Origin of the sequence: Pseudoalteromonas sp. SCQQ13 (genome assembly GCF_015864415.1) — a bacterium.
Lineage (GTDB): Bacteria > Pseudomonadota > Gammaproteobacteria > Enterobacterales > Alteromonadaceae > Pseudoalteromonas > Pseudoalteromonas nigrifaciens.
In genome coordinates, this window is record NZ_JADYXG010000016.1 from 45,053 (window position 1) to 63,036 (window position 17,984).

The window sequence follows — 17,984 nt, forward strand, 5'->3', positions numbered from 1 at the left end:
AAATTTATATATAAATTAATGCAACAATATCAACTATGTTCGCTTTTCATACGCCTTAGAGTAAAGACTTTAAAATTTAGCGTGGCGTTATTGAGCGTTCCATGAAGGAGTTAAAACGAGGAAACACTGTAAAATGGGTATTTATGTGTGCTTGCCACAACGCTCTGTATTGCGCTGAGAGAGCTAACTGCTGATATTGCATAATAGACCAAGCTTCACTGGGCTTATAAGCCACGGCCCCTTGCTGGCAGCTCTGGCTTTTATACCAACCTACTGGTGGGGTAGCTTCGCTATTTACTAAAAACAAATTAGGTGCCACAAAACCACTTTGTGCACACAGCCAAGCTTGCTTCGTTTTTGGTAGCGCGTATTCATCCTCAAAACCATTAAAGTGCATTAATTCATGTAAAAACACTTGGTAACCTGCTTTTGAATTTAATTGCATAATGCCACTGCGCACATTTGCACTTCCCTGCTTGGGCATCATTACTATAAAGTCAAAATCAGTAGGAAGCTGTTTTTTTAGCCTAGCGGTTTGCCAATCGCACTGCGCCATTTTATTTGCTGCACTACTACAATTAATAGCACCGCCAACATAAATCGGTTGTGATAAACAAAAAACCCCAGCACTGGGCTCAGGGCGCTTATTGTATTGCTTTATAAGTTTAGCGAGCTTATATAACCCGCTACGGTGATCGCTCATCATTAACACGTTAAACAAACATTGTTCATCCGCTTTAACCTCTGAACTCAATGATAAAAAACCAAGGCGCTGCATAAACGCTGTGGGCAGGCTGCTATAAGGCTGAGTTGTTTGCAGTTTAAGATGATTTAATGCATCTCCCTCAGGCAATAACCCCTGCTTTGCCAATAATTTAAGATCGCCCCATTGAGATTGAGCTAATAACTCCATCGCTAATGCTTGGCGTTTTGACTCACTCATAGTATGGGTGTTTTTTTGCCAAAATAACTTTGCAGTATCGGTATGGTTATTTTTTAATAATTTAAGTGAATATCTATATTGCGCGGTAGGTATTTTATTTCGCGCTAATGAAGCGAGCGCAATATCAGGGAGTTGCTGTAAATGCAGAGAAAAATAATCAGGAAATAGCCAATAACTTTGTATTATATTGGCCTTGGCATTTAAAACCTGCCAAAAGCCAATACTGTTAGCATGATTACTCGAGCCACTAATTAATAGGCTACACAGTAATACTACCGCTAGTTTATAACGCTTAGCTTTCGTCAACACCTGTCATCAGCTCAAGTTCTAATCGCGCATATTTATATTCAATAAACTCATGCACGTTGGTAGCCAGTGCCAGCTTAAAATAATCAGCGGCTAAATTAATATTACCTGCTGCTTGATGCGATTTTGCCAAATAAAAGTAAGCCTCGCATAATCGCTGTGCGTATTCTTGCTCTGATTTAACCCCATCACTAATAACAGATAAAAAATCATGTTCGCTAATATCGCCCAGGTAAAGCGCAATTAACTGATACGCCCATTGCGATTCATCAAGTGCTTTAGCATTGGTTTTAAGCACACTAAGTGCTTTAACTTTATCATCCTGTGCTTGCGCTAAAAAAAGCCATAACACACGGTAAGGATCGTTTGGAGAGCGCGCTAAAAACTCATTAAAATCGTTTTGTGCAAGCTCTGCTCTGTCGCCATAGTACAGTGCAATACCACGATTTAAATACGCATATTCATGTTCTTCGTTAAGCTCAAGGGCTGAATCAAAAAGCTCATAGGCTTTTTCATACTGCTGCATTAAGGTATGTTGAATACCTAAAAAATTATACACCTCGGCTAAATCTGGTTTTAATTTAACAGCACGATTAAAGTCAATTCGCGACAACGTGGTCATGCCTAAACTGTCAAATAATACACCCCGATCATAATAAAGTTTTGCTTGTTGCTCAGGGCTTAGATCTACTCTATTTAGTAGCTCTGAATAACGTGCAATTGCAATTTCACTTCTAAAATCAGAGGCGAGAGGCGCAGTAAAAGGCACATTAACAATCGGCATTGACTCAGCTTTTGAAGTGCTTTGGCACGCGCTTAAAGACAAAATAGTAAAAGATGCCAAGGCTAAATGTTTGAGTGTCATTAAAATCCTTAATACCAAGGTAAGTAGCAAATAAATAAGACATGCGATGTCTAGTAAGGTTCATATTAACTGCGTTTAGCTAATAAATTATTTAACGCTTTAAAATAATGATATCCATTCAACTTAAGCGCTTAAAATAATTAACTTTAAATTCAATTGCTATAAGCAGTTAGTTTCATTAAAGCATAAAAAAAGGGGCTAAACAGCCCCTTTTTATGTTATCCAGTAAATATAACCGGATTAAGTATTAGCAATTATGCGTCAGTTGGCGCATCAGCTGCAGGTGCTGCAGATTCCATTGCTTCTTTAATACTTAGACGTACACGGCCTTGGCGGTCTACTTCTAGTACTTTAACTTTAACTTCTTGACCTTCAGAAAGGTGATCAGTCACGTTATTAACACGCTCAGTACTAATTTGCGAAATATGTACTAGACCATCTTTACCAGGAAGAATATTTACAAACGCACCAAAATCAACAATACGTACAACTTTACCTTCGTAGATAGTACCTACTTCAAGCTCAGCAGTTAATTGTTCAATGCGGCTAATTGCATTTGCTGCGCTTTCGCCGTCAGTTGCTGCAATTTTGATTGTGCCATCATCACCAATTTCAATCGTTGTGCCAGTTTCTTCAGTAAGTTGACGAATTGTTGCGCCACCTTTACCAATAACTTCAGCGATTTTCTTCTGTGGGATCTTCATAGTATAAATACGTGGAGCAAACTGAGAAAGCTCTTCAGACGGTGCAGAAATTGCTTTGTCCATCACTTCTAAGATATGTAAACGTGCAGCTTTTGCTTGTTTAAGCGCAATTTGCATGATTTCTTGAGTGATACCTTCAATCTTAATGTCCATTTGTAGTGCTGTAATACCGCCAGCAGTACCCGCAACTTTAAAGTCCATGTCGCCTAAGTGATCTTCATCACCTAAGATGTCAGAAAGTACAACAAACTTATCGTCTTCTTTAACTAGACCCATTGCGATACCCGCAACAGACGCTTTAATTGGTACACCAGCATTCATAAGTGCAAGTGAAGTACCACACACAGAAGCCATTGAAGATGAACCGTTTGATTCAGTGATTTCAGATACTACACGGATTGAATATGGGAATTCAGTCAATGTTGGCATTACTGCTGCAATACCACGCTTAGCAAGGTTACCATGGCCGATTTCACGACGCTTAGGAGAACCAACAAAACCAGTTTCGCCTACACAAAATGGAGGGAAGTTGTAGTTAAGCATAAAGTGGTTTTTGTGCGTGCCAGTTAAATCGTCGATTAACTGTGAATCACGCTCTGTACCAAGTGTAGCTGTTACAAGTGCTTGAGTTTCGCCACGAGTAAAGATAGCAGAACCGTGAGTACGCGGTAATACGCCAGTCATTACGTCAAGTGCACGAATCATATCTGGTTCACGACCATCGATACGCTTTTCGCCAGCAGCAATACGGCCACGAACGATTTTCTTCTCAAGTGAACCGAAGATTTTACCAATTTCTTGCTTATCTAAAGACTCGCCTTCAGCAAGTTCGCTTGTTAATACAGCAACAACTTCATCTTTAGCTACGCCAAGTGCTTCTTTACGCGCTACTTTATCTGTAATGCGGTAAGCTTCGCCCACTTTATCAGCAGCAATAGACGCTACTTTTTCTTCAAGTGATACGTTTTTAGCTGGTGCAGTCCAATCCCAAGTAGGCTTGCCTGCTTCTGCTTTAAATTCTTTAATTGCTGTAATGATCGCTTGAGCTTGCTCATGACCATAAACAACCGCACCTAGCATAATGTCTTCTGCAAGTACGTCTGCTTCTGACTCCACCATTAATACTGCGTTATCAGTACCAGCAACAACTAAGTCTAGCTTGCTTTCTTCTAGCTCTTTTAGTGTTGGGTTAAGTACGTATTCGCCGTCGATGTAACCAACGCGAGTAGCACCAATTGGACCACTGAACGGAATACCAGAGATAGCAAGTGCAGCTGAAGTACCAATTAACGCAACCATATCAGGTTGAATTTCAGGGTTAACAGAAACAACAGTAGCAATAACTTGTACTTCGTTTACAAAACCACTTGGGAAAAGTGGACGAATTGGACGGTCAATAAGACGTGCAATAAGTGTTTCGCCATCGTTAGGACGACCTTCGCGCTTTAAGAAACCACCAGGGATACGACCAGCAGCGTACATACGCTCTTGGTAGTTAACTGTTAGTGGGAAAAAGTCTTGGCCAGGTTGCGCTTCACGTTTACCAACAACAGTAACAAGTACTGAAGTGTCGCCAATGCTTGCAAGTACAGCGCCGTCTGCTTGACGAGCGATTGCACCAGTTTCTAGTGTCACTGTGTGTTGACCTAGTTGAAATTCTTTAATAATTGCTTGCACTTAAAATATTCCTTAAATGTTTTAAAATGTTTTTAAGTTGTCATCTAAGTACCAATTACAGTACATAATTGTATTTATTTTAAAATCAATTAAGTACTACAATTGGCGATGACGTAAATAAACGTAACTAAACCTTTTTAGCTACGCGCATAGTATATACCAAAGCGCCGTTAGAATGCGAGTCTAGCTATTAGATAAAAGCTAAGCCTTATGAAGGCTAAAAATGACGACCTTTGCTTACCTATTAAATAGAGGTTTTATTTTATAATTTAAGGTGTTTATAAAACGTCGTGCTGAATTTTAGGCACAAAAAAAGGAGCTAAAAAGCTCCTTTTTTGATAATCAAGTGCTTAGCGACGTAGGCCAAGTTCTTTGATTAACGCAGTATAACGCGTGATGTCTTTACCTTTAAGGTAATCAAGCAATTTACGACGTTGGCTAACTTTGCGAAGCAGACCACGACGTGAATGGAAGTCATGCTTGTGATCAGCAAAGTGACCTTGAAGCTTGTTGATATCAAAAGTAAGTAATGCTACTTGTACTTCAGGTGAACCAGTGTCGCCTTCAGCACGTGCGAATTTAGCAATGATATCGATTTTTTCTTGATTGCTTAGTGACATAATAACTCCAAAAATTAAATTTAAAAGGTGCTTTAGCCGATCACTAATTCAGCCAAAACGATTAAGCGGGCGTATTCTACCAATTGTACAAATAACTACAAGTTAATTATCCCATCAATATAAATAAGCTGCTGAAAATATTTAAAGCAACTATTTATTCGGGTTTTACATAATCATCTTGTTGGCTGGCCAAGCCACGTTTAACTTTTAAATGGCCGCTGGCATTACGCTCGCCTGTGCCAATAAAAATACCGTCAGCTACAACCTTAATTGCGCCTTCAGGCAAATCTATATCAAGGTCTATTGCTTGGCCGTGACTAAAAATACTGCCCTGCTCTTTACTTATCTCAACAACCGGTAAATCAACTAAAGCTGTATCGAGTGGCAGTAACAACGCGTCTAAATAAGTAGAAGGTGCAACTTCTTCGTCTTTAGCTTTTGCTAATAACGCTTCAATTTCATCTAGCGACACCATTTTTTCTGCAGGATATTGACCAACCGCAGTGCGGTGCAGCATAACAACGTGTGCACCACAACCTAGCTTTTCACCTAAGTCGTCAACAATAGTACGAATGTAGGTGCCTTTAGATACATGCGCCGTCATTTGTATTACGTTATTCACTTCATCAAATTCGTCAAACGTTAAGCTAAACACGTTTATTTTTCTGCATTTACGTGGTACTTCAATACCCTCGCGTGCATACTTATATAAAGGCCTACCTTGATACTTAAGCGCCGAGTACATTGACGGGTACTGATCTGACTCACCAACAAAAGCGGCAATTTCTTTAATCAGTTGTTCACGCGTTACATTTACATCTTTAGTGCTAACAATTTCACCATCAGAATCTGATGTCGTTGTTCTCTCGCCTAATTTAGCGCGTACCACATAGGTTTTGTCTGTATCGAGTAAAAACTGTGTAAACTTGGTTGCCTCACCAAAGCAAATAGGCAGCATACCCGTTGCCAATGGATCTAGTGCACCTGTGTGCCCCGCCTTTTGTGCAAAGTACACACCTTTTGTTTGCTGTAGTGCTTTATTTGATGAAATGCCAATTGGTTTGTTTAACAACAAAATACCGTCAACTGGACGGCCTTTACTGCGCTTTGCCATCTGTATTAGTGCCTTCTTCGCTATCTGTATCAATATCTACGTGTTTAGTCTCATCTTCGCTGTTAGTTACGTCATCTTCATGATCAGTGCTGTCTTCAACATCTGTTTCATCTGCAACATGTTTAGCGTTGTCTTCGCGAATAATGGAATCAACTAAGTTAGATATACGCATACCTTCCATTAGTGAGTTATCAACTAAAAACTTTAACTCAGGCATAATACGTGCACGAATACGCTTACCTAGTAACGAGCGGATATAACCGGTCGCTTCGTTAAGTACGTTTGCACTTTGCTTCGCTGCATTATCATCTTGCGTATTAAATACCGTAATGAATATTTTCGCATAAGATAAATCGCGCGATACTTCTACCGCTGACACTGTCACCATACCTAAGCGTGGATCTTTTATTTCGCGTTGTAAAATTACCGCAATTTCTTTTTGAATTTGCTGAGCAACACGATCTGTACGAGAAAATTCTCTCATTGCATTTGTCCTAAAATCATAACCTATTGGAATATAATAATAAGTTAATTAAATAATGGATACACAAATGGGGGCTAAGCCCCCATTTATTAGTCTAGCTAGCTAACAATTAAAGAGTACGTTGTATTTCAACTGTTTCAAATACTTCAATTTGGTCGCCAACACGAACGTCATTGTAGTTCTTAACGCCGATACCACATTCCATGCCGTTACGAACATCAGCAACATCGTCTTTAAAGCGACGAAGTGACTCAAGTTCACCTTCGTAGATAACCACGTTATCACGAAGTACACGAATTGGAGCGCTACGTTTAATAACACCTTCAGTAACCATACAACCAGCAATTGCGCCAATTTTTGGAGACTTAAACACGTCACGAACCTGAGCAAGACCAATAATCTCTTGCTTAAATTCTGGTGCCAACATACCCGACATTGCTTGTTTAACTTCGTCAATCAAGCTGTAGATTACGCTGTAGTAACGCAAGTCTAAGTTTTCAGACTCAATTACTTTACGAGCAGAAGCATCAGCACGAACGTTAAAGCCAACCACAATTGCGTTAGACGCTGCTGCAAGTGTTGCATCAGTTTCGGTAATACCACCAACACCTGAACCTACTATCTTCACTTTCACTTCATCAGTAGAGAGTTTAGTTAGTGAATCAGAGATTGCTTCGATTGAACCTTGAACGTCAGCTTTAAGTACCACGTTAACTTCAGACACATCGCCTTCAGTCATATGACTAAACATGTTTTCAAGCTTAGCTTTTTGTTGACGCGCTAGTTTAACATCACGGAATTTACCTTGACGATATAAAGCAACTTCACGCGCTTTACGCTCATCTTTAACTACAGTTGCTTCGTCGCCTGCAGCCGGAATACCAGAAAGACCTAAAATTTCTACAGGAATAGAAGGACCCGCAGACTTAATGTCTTTACCGTTTTCATCGCGCATTGCACGAATACGACCATACTCAAGACCACATAATACAATGTCACCTTGGTTAAGCGTACCCGATTGAACAAGTATCGATGCAACTGGACCACGGCCTTTATCTAAGCGTGATTCAATAACAACACCTGCAGCCATACCAACAGTTGGAGCCGTAAGTTCTAGTAGCTCAGATTGGTTTAATACCGCTTCTAAAAGCTCATCAATACCTAAACCTGTTTTTGCAGAGATATGAACGTACTGCGTATCGCCGCCCCATTCTTCAGGAATAACGTCAAGCTGAGCTAGCTCGTTCTTAACGCGATCTGGGTCTACGCCTTCTTTATCCATTTTGTTTACAGCAATGATTAAAGGAACGCCAGCAGCACGTGCATGCTGTACCGCTTCTTTAGTTTGTGGCATAACACCATCATCAGCTGCAACCACTAAGATTACGATATCAGTCGCTTGAGCACCACGAGCACGCATTGAAGTAAATGCGGCGTGACCCGGAGTATCTAAGAAAGTGATCATGTTGCCATTAACATCAACATGGTATGCACCAATGTGCTGTGTAATACCACCGGCTTCGCCTGAGGCTACTTTAGCTGAACGAATGTAATCAAGTGTAGATGTTTTACCATGGTCAACGTGACCCATAACAGTTACAACTGGTGCACGTGGCTCAGACTTACCATCTTCATGGCGATCGTTTAGTACTTTTTGCTCTAATTCGTTTTCTTTAACAATGATAACTTTGTGGCCCATTTCTTCTGCAACAAGTTGTGCAGCTTCTTGGTCAATCACTTGGTTAATAGTAACCATGTCGCCCATTTTCATCATTGTTTTTACAACTTCAGCGCCTTTAACAGCCATGCGTGACGCAAGCTCTGCAACTGTAATTGTTTCGCTAATACGCACTTCATTTTTAACATCAGCAGTTGGTTTTGTAAAACCATGCTGTAGCGATGTAGGTGCTTTTAACTTGCCTTTATTACGGCCTTTAGACGCTGCAAATTTATCTTTTGCTGGCGCTTTTTTCTTTTTCTTCGCACGGCGTGTGCCTTGCTCATCACGAGCATCAGCAACATCTTCTGCTTCACGTGCGTAAGTAGAAGTTGTAAGGTGGTGATCAGATGTTTCTTCACGCTTCTTACGCTCTTCTTCTTCTTTCTTCCAGCGTGCTGAGTTCTCTTCAGCTAGCTTTCTTGCTTCTTCTGCTTGACGTTTCGCTTCTTCTTCAGCTTTCTTCAATGCGGCCTCTTCTGCTTCTTTTTGCAGACGCTCAGCTTCGATGCGATCTTTCTCAGACTTAGCACTTTGCTCTGGGGTCATCTGCTTTTGTTTCGCTTTACGCTCTGCATCAGCTTTGCGTTTAGCTTCTTCTTTAGCTTTACGATCAGCGTCTTCTTTCGCTTTACGTTCTGCCTCTTGTTTCGCTTTCAATTCTGCGGCTTCTTGTGCAGCTTTTTGCTGCTCTTCAAGGCGCAGTTTTTCTTCAGCGGCTAGGCGTAGCTCTTCTTGCTCTTGCTCCATTGCGCTTTTCTTCACGTAGGTACGTGTTTTGCGAACTTCAACTTGAACAGACTTTGCTTTGCCCGTTGAGCCAGTCACACTTAATGTGCTTTTGCTCTTACGTTGCAATGTCATACGCGCTGGGCCATCTGAACCTGTGCCGCCATGCTGCTTGCTTAAGTGATCAAGTAACGTCGCTTTTTCAGCTTCGGTTACGCTTTCGCCTGCTTGCTTGGTAATACCGGCTTGTGAAAACTGCTGTAGCAATTTATCAACAGTTGTACCTATATCACCGGCTAGTTTTTCAACATTTACTTCTGCCATAGTCTCTAATACCTCCGTTAATAAATTACTCGTCTGCAAACCAACAAATGTTACGTGCAGCCATAATCAGTTCACCTGCTTTTTCAGGTGATAGTTCTGTAATATCCACTAATTCATCAATACCTTGCTCAGCTAAGTCTTCAAGTGTAATTACACCCTTGCTTGCCATAACAAATGCTAAATGACGTTCTAAGCCTTCAAGCGCAAGTAAGTCTTCAGCTGGCTCTGCGCCATCTAAGCTTTCTTCCGTTTTAAGTGCTTTAGTGGTTAATGCGTCTTTTGCACGTGAGCGCAATAGATCAACCGTTTCTTCATCTAAGCCATCAATTTCTAAAAATTCAGATGCCGGTACATACGCAACTTCTTCAAGTGACGAGAAACCTTCGTTAATTAATAATGAAGCAAATTCATCATCAATTTCTAAATTTTCAGTAAATAAGTTAAGTAACTTATCTGACTCAGCTTCGTTTTTGCTACGCATGTCTTCAACAGTCATTACGTTTAGTTCCCAGCCAGTTAATTGGCTAGCTAAACGAACGTTTTGACCATTACGACCAATAGCTTGTGCTAGGTTATCAGCTTCTACAGCGATATCCATTGAGTGCGTATCTTCATCCATTACGATTGAAGCTACTTCTGCAGGTGCCATTGCGTTAATAACAAATTGTGCTGGGTTATCATCGTAAAGTACGATATCAACACGCTCACCGCCAAGTTCTGACGATACAGCTTGAACACGTGCGCCACGCATACCTACACAAGCACCAATTGGGTCAATACGTTTGTCGTTAGACTTAACCGCAATTTTAGCGCGCGAACCTGGATCACGTGCAGCGGCACGTAATTCAATCATTTCTTCGCCGATTTCTGGCACCTCAATGCGGAACAATTCCATTAGCATTTCAGGCTTAGAACGCGTTACAAATAATTGTGCGCCACGTGCTTCTGGCTTAACTTCGTATAGAAGACCGCGAATACGATCGCCTGGGCGGAAGTTTTCACGCGGTAGCATGTCGTCACGGTAAATTACCGCTTCTGCATTATTACCTAAATCAAGAACGATCGCGTCACGAGTGGCTTTTTTAACCACACCCGTTACTAACTCACCTTCTTTACTTTTGTATTCTTCTACAACTAAAGCACGCTCAGCTTCACGTACTTTTTGTACGATAACTTGCTTAGCCATTTGGGTTGTAATACGGTCAAATTTAATTGAGTCAATTTGCTCTTCAACGAAGTCACCCATTTGCAAGTCAGGTTCTTCAACTTGCGCTGCTTCTAGGGTAATTTCGCTGTATGGGTTCTCTAAAGACCCATCTTCTAATACTGCAGCAATCTGCCAGCGACGGTAAGTATCGTAGTCACCTGTTTTACGGTCAATTGCTACACGTACGTCGATGTCACCACCGTGCTTTTTCTTTGTTGCTGTTGCTAGAGCGAACTCTAAAGCTTCAAAAATCTTTTCTTTTGGAACCGCTTTCTCATTGGAGACGGCTTCAGCAACCAATAATATCTCTTTTGCCATGGGTTATGCCTCGCTTGCCCTATTCCTTTGCGCTCGAATTAAAACTTTGCAATTATGTTCGCACGCTCAATGTTGCTAAGCATAATTAAATGCTCTGTACCATCACTAGATAGTGTAATCATATCGCTAGTAACTGCTATTAAATCGCCTTTAAAATTACGACGACCGTCTTGTGGAAGTTTAGTACGTAATTGTACTTCCTCTCCTTGCGCCTGCTCGTAGTGATCTTGTTTGAATAATAGACGATCAACACCAGGAGACGATACTTCCAAATCATATTCATTTGTAATTGGGTCTTCGACATCTAAAATCGCACTTATTTGGCGACTCGCATCTGCACAATTATCAACTGAGATCCCAGCCTCATGAGTAATATAAACTCTTAAGGTAGAATGGCGACCCGCTTGTACAAACTCAAGACCATGTAATTCAAAACCTAACATTTCTACCGCTGGCGTTAACATAGCCACTAAATCTTGTTCAAGTTTTGTCACGAAAATCCTCCATACAAACAAAAAAAGGGCTTATAGCCCTAAAATATTGAGTTTAAATTTTGATTTGATCACCATGTCACAAATCAAACAGTGCAGATACAACAACGCCCCGAACCAAGCGGGGCGTCACACCAAAAAGCACAAAACTGTGTGGCCTAGGGCCAAGCTTGGTTGCGAGTCAAAAATCTGACTAAATTAAACTACAGTAGCTTAAACGCAAAACGCGCATTACTTAGAATGCGCGATATAAATTAGTAAGATTAAACCCACTATTATGATTGGTTGCGGGAGCCGGATTTGAACCGACGACCTTCGGGTTATGAGCCCGACGAGCTACCAGACTGCTCCATCCCGCGCCAATAGATACTAAACTTAATAATTTAATATCGCTGTTAGTAATATCTTTCAACATACTAAACAATGGCGGGTATTATAAGTATGTACGCCGTAATTAGCAACCATAATAAGTAATAAGTTTATAAAAAAAGTGACACCAAATAGCGTGTTTATAATTTAACGCGTAATTATTTAATTTTGTTAATTTTTGCACTTATTATCCAAATTTAGGAATTTTTAAATCTATGTTTTTATAAAGTAAGCGATCTTGATGTAATAATTTTGCGTATTAAATTTATTTGGCTTAGGCATGACACACTTTAATACTCTTAGACTCATTTTGGGCGATCAGCTCAACCCTGCTCACTCATGGTTTAAAAATAAACAAACCAATACCTTATATGTTATTGCAGAGCTAAAACAAGAAACCAGCTATGTTAAGCACCATATTCAAAAAATCAGTGCATTTTTTTGCGCAATGGAAAACTTTGCAACAGCATTAAACCAGGCCGAATTTAATGTACTGCATTTAACATTAAACGAAACCTGTAATGATAAAGATTTACCCGCATTGCTTACCCGAATAGCGGCGCAACATCAATGCAATACTATTGAGTATCAATACCCAGACGAATATAGATTAAAAACCCAGTTAGCCCACTTTGCAAACACCAGCCCATTAACGGTTAGCGGGGTTGACAGCGAGCATTTTTTACTGCCCTTTGAGGAAATAAAACACCGTTTTGTAAAAGATAAACACATAACGATGGAGCATTTTTACCGCACAATGCGCAAACAATTTAATATATTAATGGATAGCAACAAACCACACGGTGGAAAGTGGAACTTTGATAGTAATAACAGAAATAAATTTTCAACCGCCGACTTAGCGCAAATCCCGCCACCTAAATTATTTAATAACGATGTAAGCGCTATAATTGCGCGTTTAAATAAACATAATGTTAGCTACTTTGGTAAAGCCGCAGAACAACTCCCTTGGCCCACAACCCGAAAACAAGCCATTAGCTGCTTAGATTATTTTTGTTGGTATTTACTGCCTCATTTTGGCCAGTTTCAAGATGCAATGACAGAGCAAGGTAAACATAACAATAGCCTGTACCATAGCCGCTTATCGTTTGCTTTAAATGCAAAGTTAATACACCCACTGTATGTAATAAAGCGTGTAATAGCCCAATACGAACAACGCCCTAATGATATTTCTATTGCACAAGTAGAGGGGTTTGTTAGGCAAATACTGGGCTGGAGAGAGTACGTACGCGCAATTTACTGGATTAACATGCCAGATTACGCAACTAAAAATCAGCTTAAAGCCAAAAATACATTACCGCCGTATTTTTGGCATGCTAAAACTAAAATGAACTGCATGCACCATGCGCTCTGTGAAAGCTTAACGACTGCATACGCCCATCATATTCAGCGTCTTATGGTTATTGGTAATTTTTGTTTATTAACGGCTATAAACCCAGATGAGGTTGATGCTTGGTATTTGGGCGTTTATATAGATGCTATTGAATGGGTAGAAATGCCCAATACTCGGGGTATGAGCCAATTTGCCGATGACGGAATTATTGCAACCAAACCTTATGCGGCAAGCGGTAACTATATTAATAAAATGAGCGACTACTGCAAAAACTGCCACTATAAAGTAAAACAAAAAGTGGGTGATGACGCCTGCCCGTTTAATAGCCTTTACTGGCATTTTATGCACACGCACAGAGCAAAATTAGAAAAAAACCCACGCATTGGCATGGTGTATAAAAACTGGGATAAACAAGAGAATACGTTACAGCAAAGTACATTACAGCAAGCAACTTACTATTTGAACAATCTGGAAAGCCTGTAACTTTTAACTTTTTATCAGAACAGCAAAAAGCCGCTAAAAAGCGGCTTTACGGGGATAATCAAAAACTAAGCTTATTTAAATTACTTGCCTTCTATAAGGCTACCACTGCCTATTTCAATTTTGCGTGGTTTAAGTGCTTCTGGTATTTCGCGTTCAAGGTTAATGCTCAATAAGCCATTTGCTAAATCGGCACCAAGTACTTTTACGTGATCCCCCAGCTGAAATTTACGCTCAAAGTTGCGCTCTGCAATACCTTGATGAATAAATTTACGCTCACTCGCTTGCTCTTTACCCGTTTTAATACCTGCAACAACTAGTGTGTTGTTTTCTGATTCTATGCTCAGCTCGCTTTCGCTAAAACCAGCAACCGCCATAGTGATTCTATATTTGTCTTTATCGAGCGCTTCGATATTGTAAGGAGGAAAGCTTGGCTGCTTATCTGAACTTGCTGCCGCATCCATTAAAGACGCTAAATGATCGAAACCGATGAATGAACGATAAAGGGGTGATAAGTCTACTGTACGCATAATAATATCCTCATATTTAAGCGATATTTCAGTTGTGCTTTTCTAATGAACAAACACAAGTGAAGTTTAATTAATAATATAAATTTCAATTACTTCTGTTTAACAAGGACCCATCAGGCGTCCTCTACTTATCTATATATGGACGTTAAAATTGTTTTCAAGCAAATAACAAATAATTTTTTAAATTTACTCTTTTAAAATACACAACAAGGTCGTTAAACATAAATTACAATGGTAAAAATACCGCCTCAAGCGAGGCGGCTAAAACAGTGGAAAATATTTAAAGTGAATTACTTATCTTCGAGCAAATCATTGCCACCTATTGCTATTTTGCGCGGTTTTAACGCTTCAGGTATTTCACGTTGTAAATCTATGCTGAGTAAACCATGGGCTAAATCAGCAGCGATAACTCTGACGTGATCTCCTAACTGAAACTTACGCTCAAAATTGCGATCTGCAATGCCTTGGTGAATAAATTTACGCTCTTTACTATCGTCTTTACTTTGTTTAACCCCGCTAACTTTTAGGGTGTTATTTTCTGACTCGATTGTCAGTTCGCTATTGCTAAAACCAGCAACTGCCATAGTAATTCGGTATTTGTCTTTATCGAGCGCTTCGATATTGTAAGGAGGAAAGCTTGGCTGCTTATCTGAACTTGCTGCCGCATCCATTAAAGACGCTAAATGATCGAAACCGATGAATGAACGATAAAGGGGTGATAAATCTACTGTACGCATAATAATATCCTCATATTTAAGCGATATTTCAGTTGTGCATTTCTAATGAACAAACACAAATGAAGTTTAATTAATAATATAAATTTCAATTACTTCTGTTTAACAAGGACCCATCAGGCGTCCTCTACTTATCTATATATGGACTGCAAAAGTGTTTTCAAGATGATTTTTCAAAAAATTATTTATTTTACTTTTAACACCACATTAAGCGCCCAATAACAGTAGCGATTATTTAAAAACGCTGATCCCTAAGGCATATCAATAAAAGCGAACAGCTTAATCGCTTGTTTGCTCTTTAATATTTAACTCAATTGGTTACACTAGTAGCAATTTAATTGAGGAGTTCACTATGTTAACTGTAATTTTTGGTCGTGAAGGCTGCCCATTTTGTGTTCGTGCTAAAGACGTAGCAGAACAACTATCAAATGAACGTGATGATTTTAAATTTCGCTATATCGACATTATTAAAGAAGGCATAAGTAAAGAAGATCTTGAAAAGTCTGCCGGCAAACCTTGCCCAACAGTGCCGCAAATCTTTGTAGACCAAAAACACATTGGTGGTTTTACAGAGTTTGAGGCCTACGCCAAAGAGAATCTTGGACTTTATCAATAAGTTCTGTATCAAATATGTTAACCAGTTAAGTAATCTAGTTACTTAGCTGGTTAAATTTCGACCAACATCAATCACCTATAAATTAGTTGTAATTTCTACAAGCATTTACCGCATTTATCCTTTATAATGCGCGCCTCTTTAAATTCGTTGAGGCGTATTAATGTCAGAACCAGTCACGTTTGAATCTCTAAATCTTTCTCCTGCAATTTTGAAGGCAGTTGAAGAGTTGGGTTACAAGACACCATCTGAAATCCAAGCTCAATGTATACCGTTATTGCTAGAAAGAAAGGACGTACTGGGACTAGCTCAAACGGGTACAGGTAAAACCGCAGCATTTGCACTACCACTATTAAATAATATTGACCCGTCTGTGAAACAGCCACAGATCCTTGTACTCACACCAACCCGTGAGCTTGCGATCCAAGTTGCTGAGGCATTTGAACAATATGCTAAACATGTTCGTGGTATTGAAGTATTGGCACTTTATGGTGGCCAAAGCTACAGTATCCAACTAAGTGCACTTCGTCGTGGCGCGCAAGTTATCGTAGCTACTCCAGGTCGCTTAATCGATCATATTAACCGTGGCACTATCAAGTTTGATGCTCTACAAGCACTTGTACTTGATGAAGCCGATGAAATGTTACGTATGGGCTTTATCGATGATGTAGAAAGCATCATGGAAAAAACACCGCGCGAAAAGCAAACATGTCTTTTCTCTGCGACCATGCCTAAGCAAATTCAAAACATCAGCAGCAAGTATATGAACAATCCTGAACAGGTTCATATCTCTGCGCGTAACTCAACTGTTTCATCAGTAGAGCAAGTGTTTTGGAATGCAAGCATTCATAAAAATAAAGCCATTGTTCGCTTTTTAGAAGCTGAGCAATATGAAGGCGCTATTGTTTTCGTACGTACGCGTAACGATACAGTACAACTTGCTGAATTATTAGAGCGCGAAGGTTTCTCTGCCGCTCCACTTAACGGTGACATGAACCAGCAAGCACGTGAACGCACAGTAGAGCGCTTAAAAAGCGGCATGCTAAATGTTGTTATTGCAACAGACGTAGCGGCACGTGGTCTAGATGTTGACCGTTTAAGTTTAGTTATCAACTACGATATTCCACAAGATTCTGAAGCCTACGTTCACCGTATCGGCCGTACAGGTCGTGCTGGTCGTACTGGTAAAGCAATCTTATTCGTAAAACATAACGAACGTTATTTACTTAAAAATATCATTCGTCATACGAATTCAGATATTGCACAAGTTGAATTACCAACAGCTAAAATTGTTGAAGAAAAACGTATCGAAGCGTTACAAGCCAAGTTAACACTTGCTCTTGAAAACAAAGATATTACTTTCTTTAATGAAGTAGCAGCAAACATGGCTCAAAAGCTTGAACTTTCTGCTGAAGACCTTGCTGGTGCGTTACTGTGTTTAGCACAGCAACAATCACCAATTAAGGTTGAAGAAGTTAAGATTCAACCTCGCGAACGTAACGAGCGCAATGATCGTAACCCACGTAGCAATGACCGTGGTGATCGTGGTCGTCGTAACGAACGTGGCGGTGAACGTGGTGGCGAGCGCGCTGAACGTAAACCTCGTGAGCGTAACAGCCGTGATGCAGGTCCTATGGATACATACCGTATTGAAGTAGGTCGTGAACATGGTGTTCAGGTTAAGAACATTGTTGGCGCTATTGCTAACGAAGCTGACATTTCAAGCAAGTTTATTGGTGATATTCGTCTACACGATAATCACAGCACGGTTCAATTACCGAAAAACATGCCTAAAGATGTACTTGATCATTTCCAAAAAGTGTTTATTTGTAAACGTCCTATGGGCTTAACAATCACTGCTGATCAAGGTCCTGCTGAGCCACGTGGCGAACGCTCTGAGCGTCCAGCTGGCGGTGAAAAACGCAGCTTTAATAAAGATGACAGCGCACGCGGTGATAAGCGCAGCGGTCCTCGTAAAGAACGTCGCCCAGTAAGCTTTACAACGCCGAAATAAGCAACGACTCTTTAATAAAAACCTTGCCACGTAAGTGAGCAAGGTTTTTTTGTGCCTAAAATAAAGCTCTAGGCTCTAGGCTCTAGGCTCTAGGCTCTAGGCAGAAAATAATATTCCCCTGAGAAAATAAACACGATATTTTATTTCCACCTCACAGCTAAATTCTCGCCTGCACACCCCTTTCTTATCTGCACTGCTCTATTACTTCTCTAAAGCGCAGCGTCTCTTACCTTCTTGGTGAATAACTCACTTAAAAGCATTTAAACAAAGAGCTGTAAATGAGGAAGGCAATGCCATAGTAACTTTTAGCATTACTTTTATTAAGGTTACTTTATTCGGGGTACAGTGTTTGCCCTACGGTTAAATCTGATCTCTTAACACAAAAAAGCCCCAC

The 17,984-nt window shown here is 40.1% G+C and carries 14 protein-coding genes and 1 tRNA gene; 3 read left to right on the plus strand and 12 right to left on the minus strand.

The features are described 5' to 3' along the window. Window positions 1-76: 76 nt before the first annotated feature. The 10 genes from I6F41_RS13275 to I6F41_RS13320 form a co-directional block, all read right to left on the minus strand. The gene (locus tag I6F41_RS13275) at window positions 77-1,252 is read right to left on the minus strand and encodes a hypothetical protein (protein WP_197108640.1); all 1,176 of its coding nucleotides are present in this window, start codon (window positions 1,250-1,252) and stop codon (window positions 77-79) included. Beyond that, complete coding sequence (gene nlpI, locus I6F41_RS13280) at window positions 1,236-2,114, minus strand: lipoprotein NlpI (RefSeq protein WP_011327691.1); 879 nt, start codon at window positions 2,112-2,114, stop codon at window positions 1,236-1,238. The genes I6F41_RS13275 and nlpI overlap by 17 nt, the downstream gene beginning before the upstream one ends. Before the next feature lie 254 nt (window positions 2,115-2,368). Beyond that, on the minus strand, window positions 2,369-4,495 hold the full coding sequence (gene pnp, locus I6F41_RS13285) for a polyribonucleotide nucleotidyltransferase (RefSeq protein WP_011327690.1): 2,127 nt from the start codon (window positions 4,493-4,495) through the stop codon (window positions 2,369-2,371). Between the two features lie 350 nt (window positions 4,496-4,845). Continuing rightward, a complete protein-coding gene (rpsO, locus tag I6F41_RS13290; protein WP_011327689.1) occupies window positions 4,846-5,115 on the minus strand; it encodes a 30S ribosomal protein S15 in 270 nt (89 codons plus the stop codon). Window positions 5,116-5,269: 154 nt separating this feature from the next. After that, window positions 5,270-6,229, minus strand: coding sequence for a tRNA pseudouridine(55) synthase TruB (gene truB, locus I6F41_RS13295; protein WP_011327688.1), 960 nt, complete (start codon window positions 6,227-6,229; stop codon window positions 5,270-5,272). Then, window positions 6,213-6,713 (minus strand): 30S ribosome-binding factor RbfA, encoded by a 501-nt coding sequence (gene rbfA, locus I6F41_RS13300; protein WP_011327687.1) that lies wholly within the window; start codon window positions 6,711-6,713, stop codon window positions 6,213-6,215. The genes truB and rbfA overlap by 17 nt, the downstream gene beginning before the upstream one ends. A 109-nt stretch (window positions 6,714-6,822) precedes the next feature. Then, a complete protein-coding gene (infB, locus tag I6F41_RS13305) occupies window positions 6,823-9,483 on the minus strand; it encodes a translation initiation factor IF-2 (RefSeq protein ID WP_011327686.1) in 2,661 nt (886 codons plus the stop codon). A gap of 25 nt (window positions 9,484-9,508) precedes the next feature. Beyond that, a complete protein-coding gene (gene nusA / locus I6F41_RS13310) occupies window positions 9,509-11,008 on the minus strand; it encodes a transcription termination factor NusA (RefSeq protein WP_011327685.1) in 1,500 nt (499 codons plus the stop codon). A 38-nt stretch (window positions 11,009-11,046) separates the two neighbouring features. Further along, complete coding sequence (gene rimP / locus I6F41_RS13315; protein ID WP_041454374.1) at window positions 11,047-11,502, minus strand: ribosome maturation factor RimP; 456 nt, start codon at window positions 11,500-11,502, stop codon at window positions 11,047-11,049. 279 nt (window positions 11,503-11,781) lie between these two features. Next, window positions 11,782-11,858: transfer RNA gene (locus tag I6F41_RS13320), tRNA-Met, on the minus strand. Between the two features lie 290 nt (window positions 11,859-12,148). Here I6F41_RS13320 and I6F41_RS13325 point away from each other — a divergent pair. Then, on the plus strand, window positions 12,149-13,702 hold the full coding sequence (locus I6F41_RS13325) for a cryptochrome/photolyase family protein (RefSeq protein WP_182684591.1): 1,554 nt from the start codon (window positions 12,149-12,151) through the stop codon (window positions 13,700-13,702). 80 nt (window positions 13,703-13,782) lie between these two features. Here the strand turns inward: I6F41_RS13325 and I6F41_RS13330 are convergent, their stop codons facing one another. Then, window positions 13,783-14,229, minus strand: coding sequence for an Hsp20 family protein (locus I6F41_RS13330; RefSeq protein WP_011327682.1), 447 nt, complete (start codon window positions 14,227-14,229; stop codon window positions 13,783-13,785). A 290-nt stretch (window positions 14,230-14,519) separates the two neighbouring features. After that, window positions 14,520-14,966: an Hsp20 family protein gene (locus I6F41_RS13335; protein ID WP_011327681.1), complete on the minus strand. Its 447-nt coding sequence runs from the start codon at window positions 14,964-14,966 to the stop codon at window positions 14,520-14,522. A 349-nt stretch (window positions 14,967-15,315) separates the two neighbouring features. Here I6F41_RS13335 and I6F41_RS13340 point away from each other — a divergent pair, with 349 nt between their 5' ends. Both I6F41_RS13340 and I6F41_RS13345 read left to right on the plus strand, forming a co-directional pair. After that, entirely contained in the window at window positions 15,316-15,579 is a 264-nt protein-coding gene (locus I6F41_RS13340) for a GrxA family glutaredoxin (protein ID WP_011327680.1), read from the plus strand. Between the two features lie 160 nt (window positions 15,580-15,739). Next, window positions 15,740-17,590, plus strand: coding sequence for a DEAD/DEAH box helicase (locus tag I6F41_RS13345; protein ID WP_011327679.1), 1,851 nt, complete (start codon window positions 15,740-15,742; stop codon window positions 17,588-17,590). Window positions 17,591-17,984 lie beyond the last annotated feature (394 nt).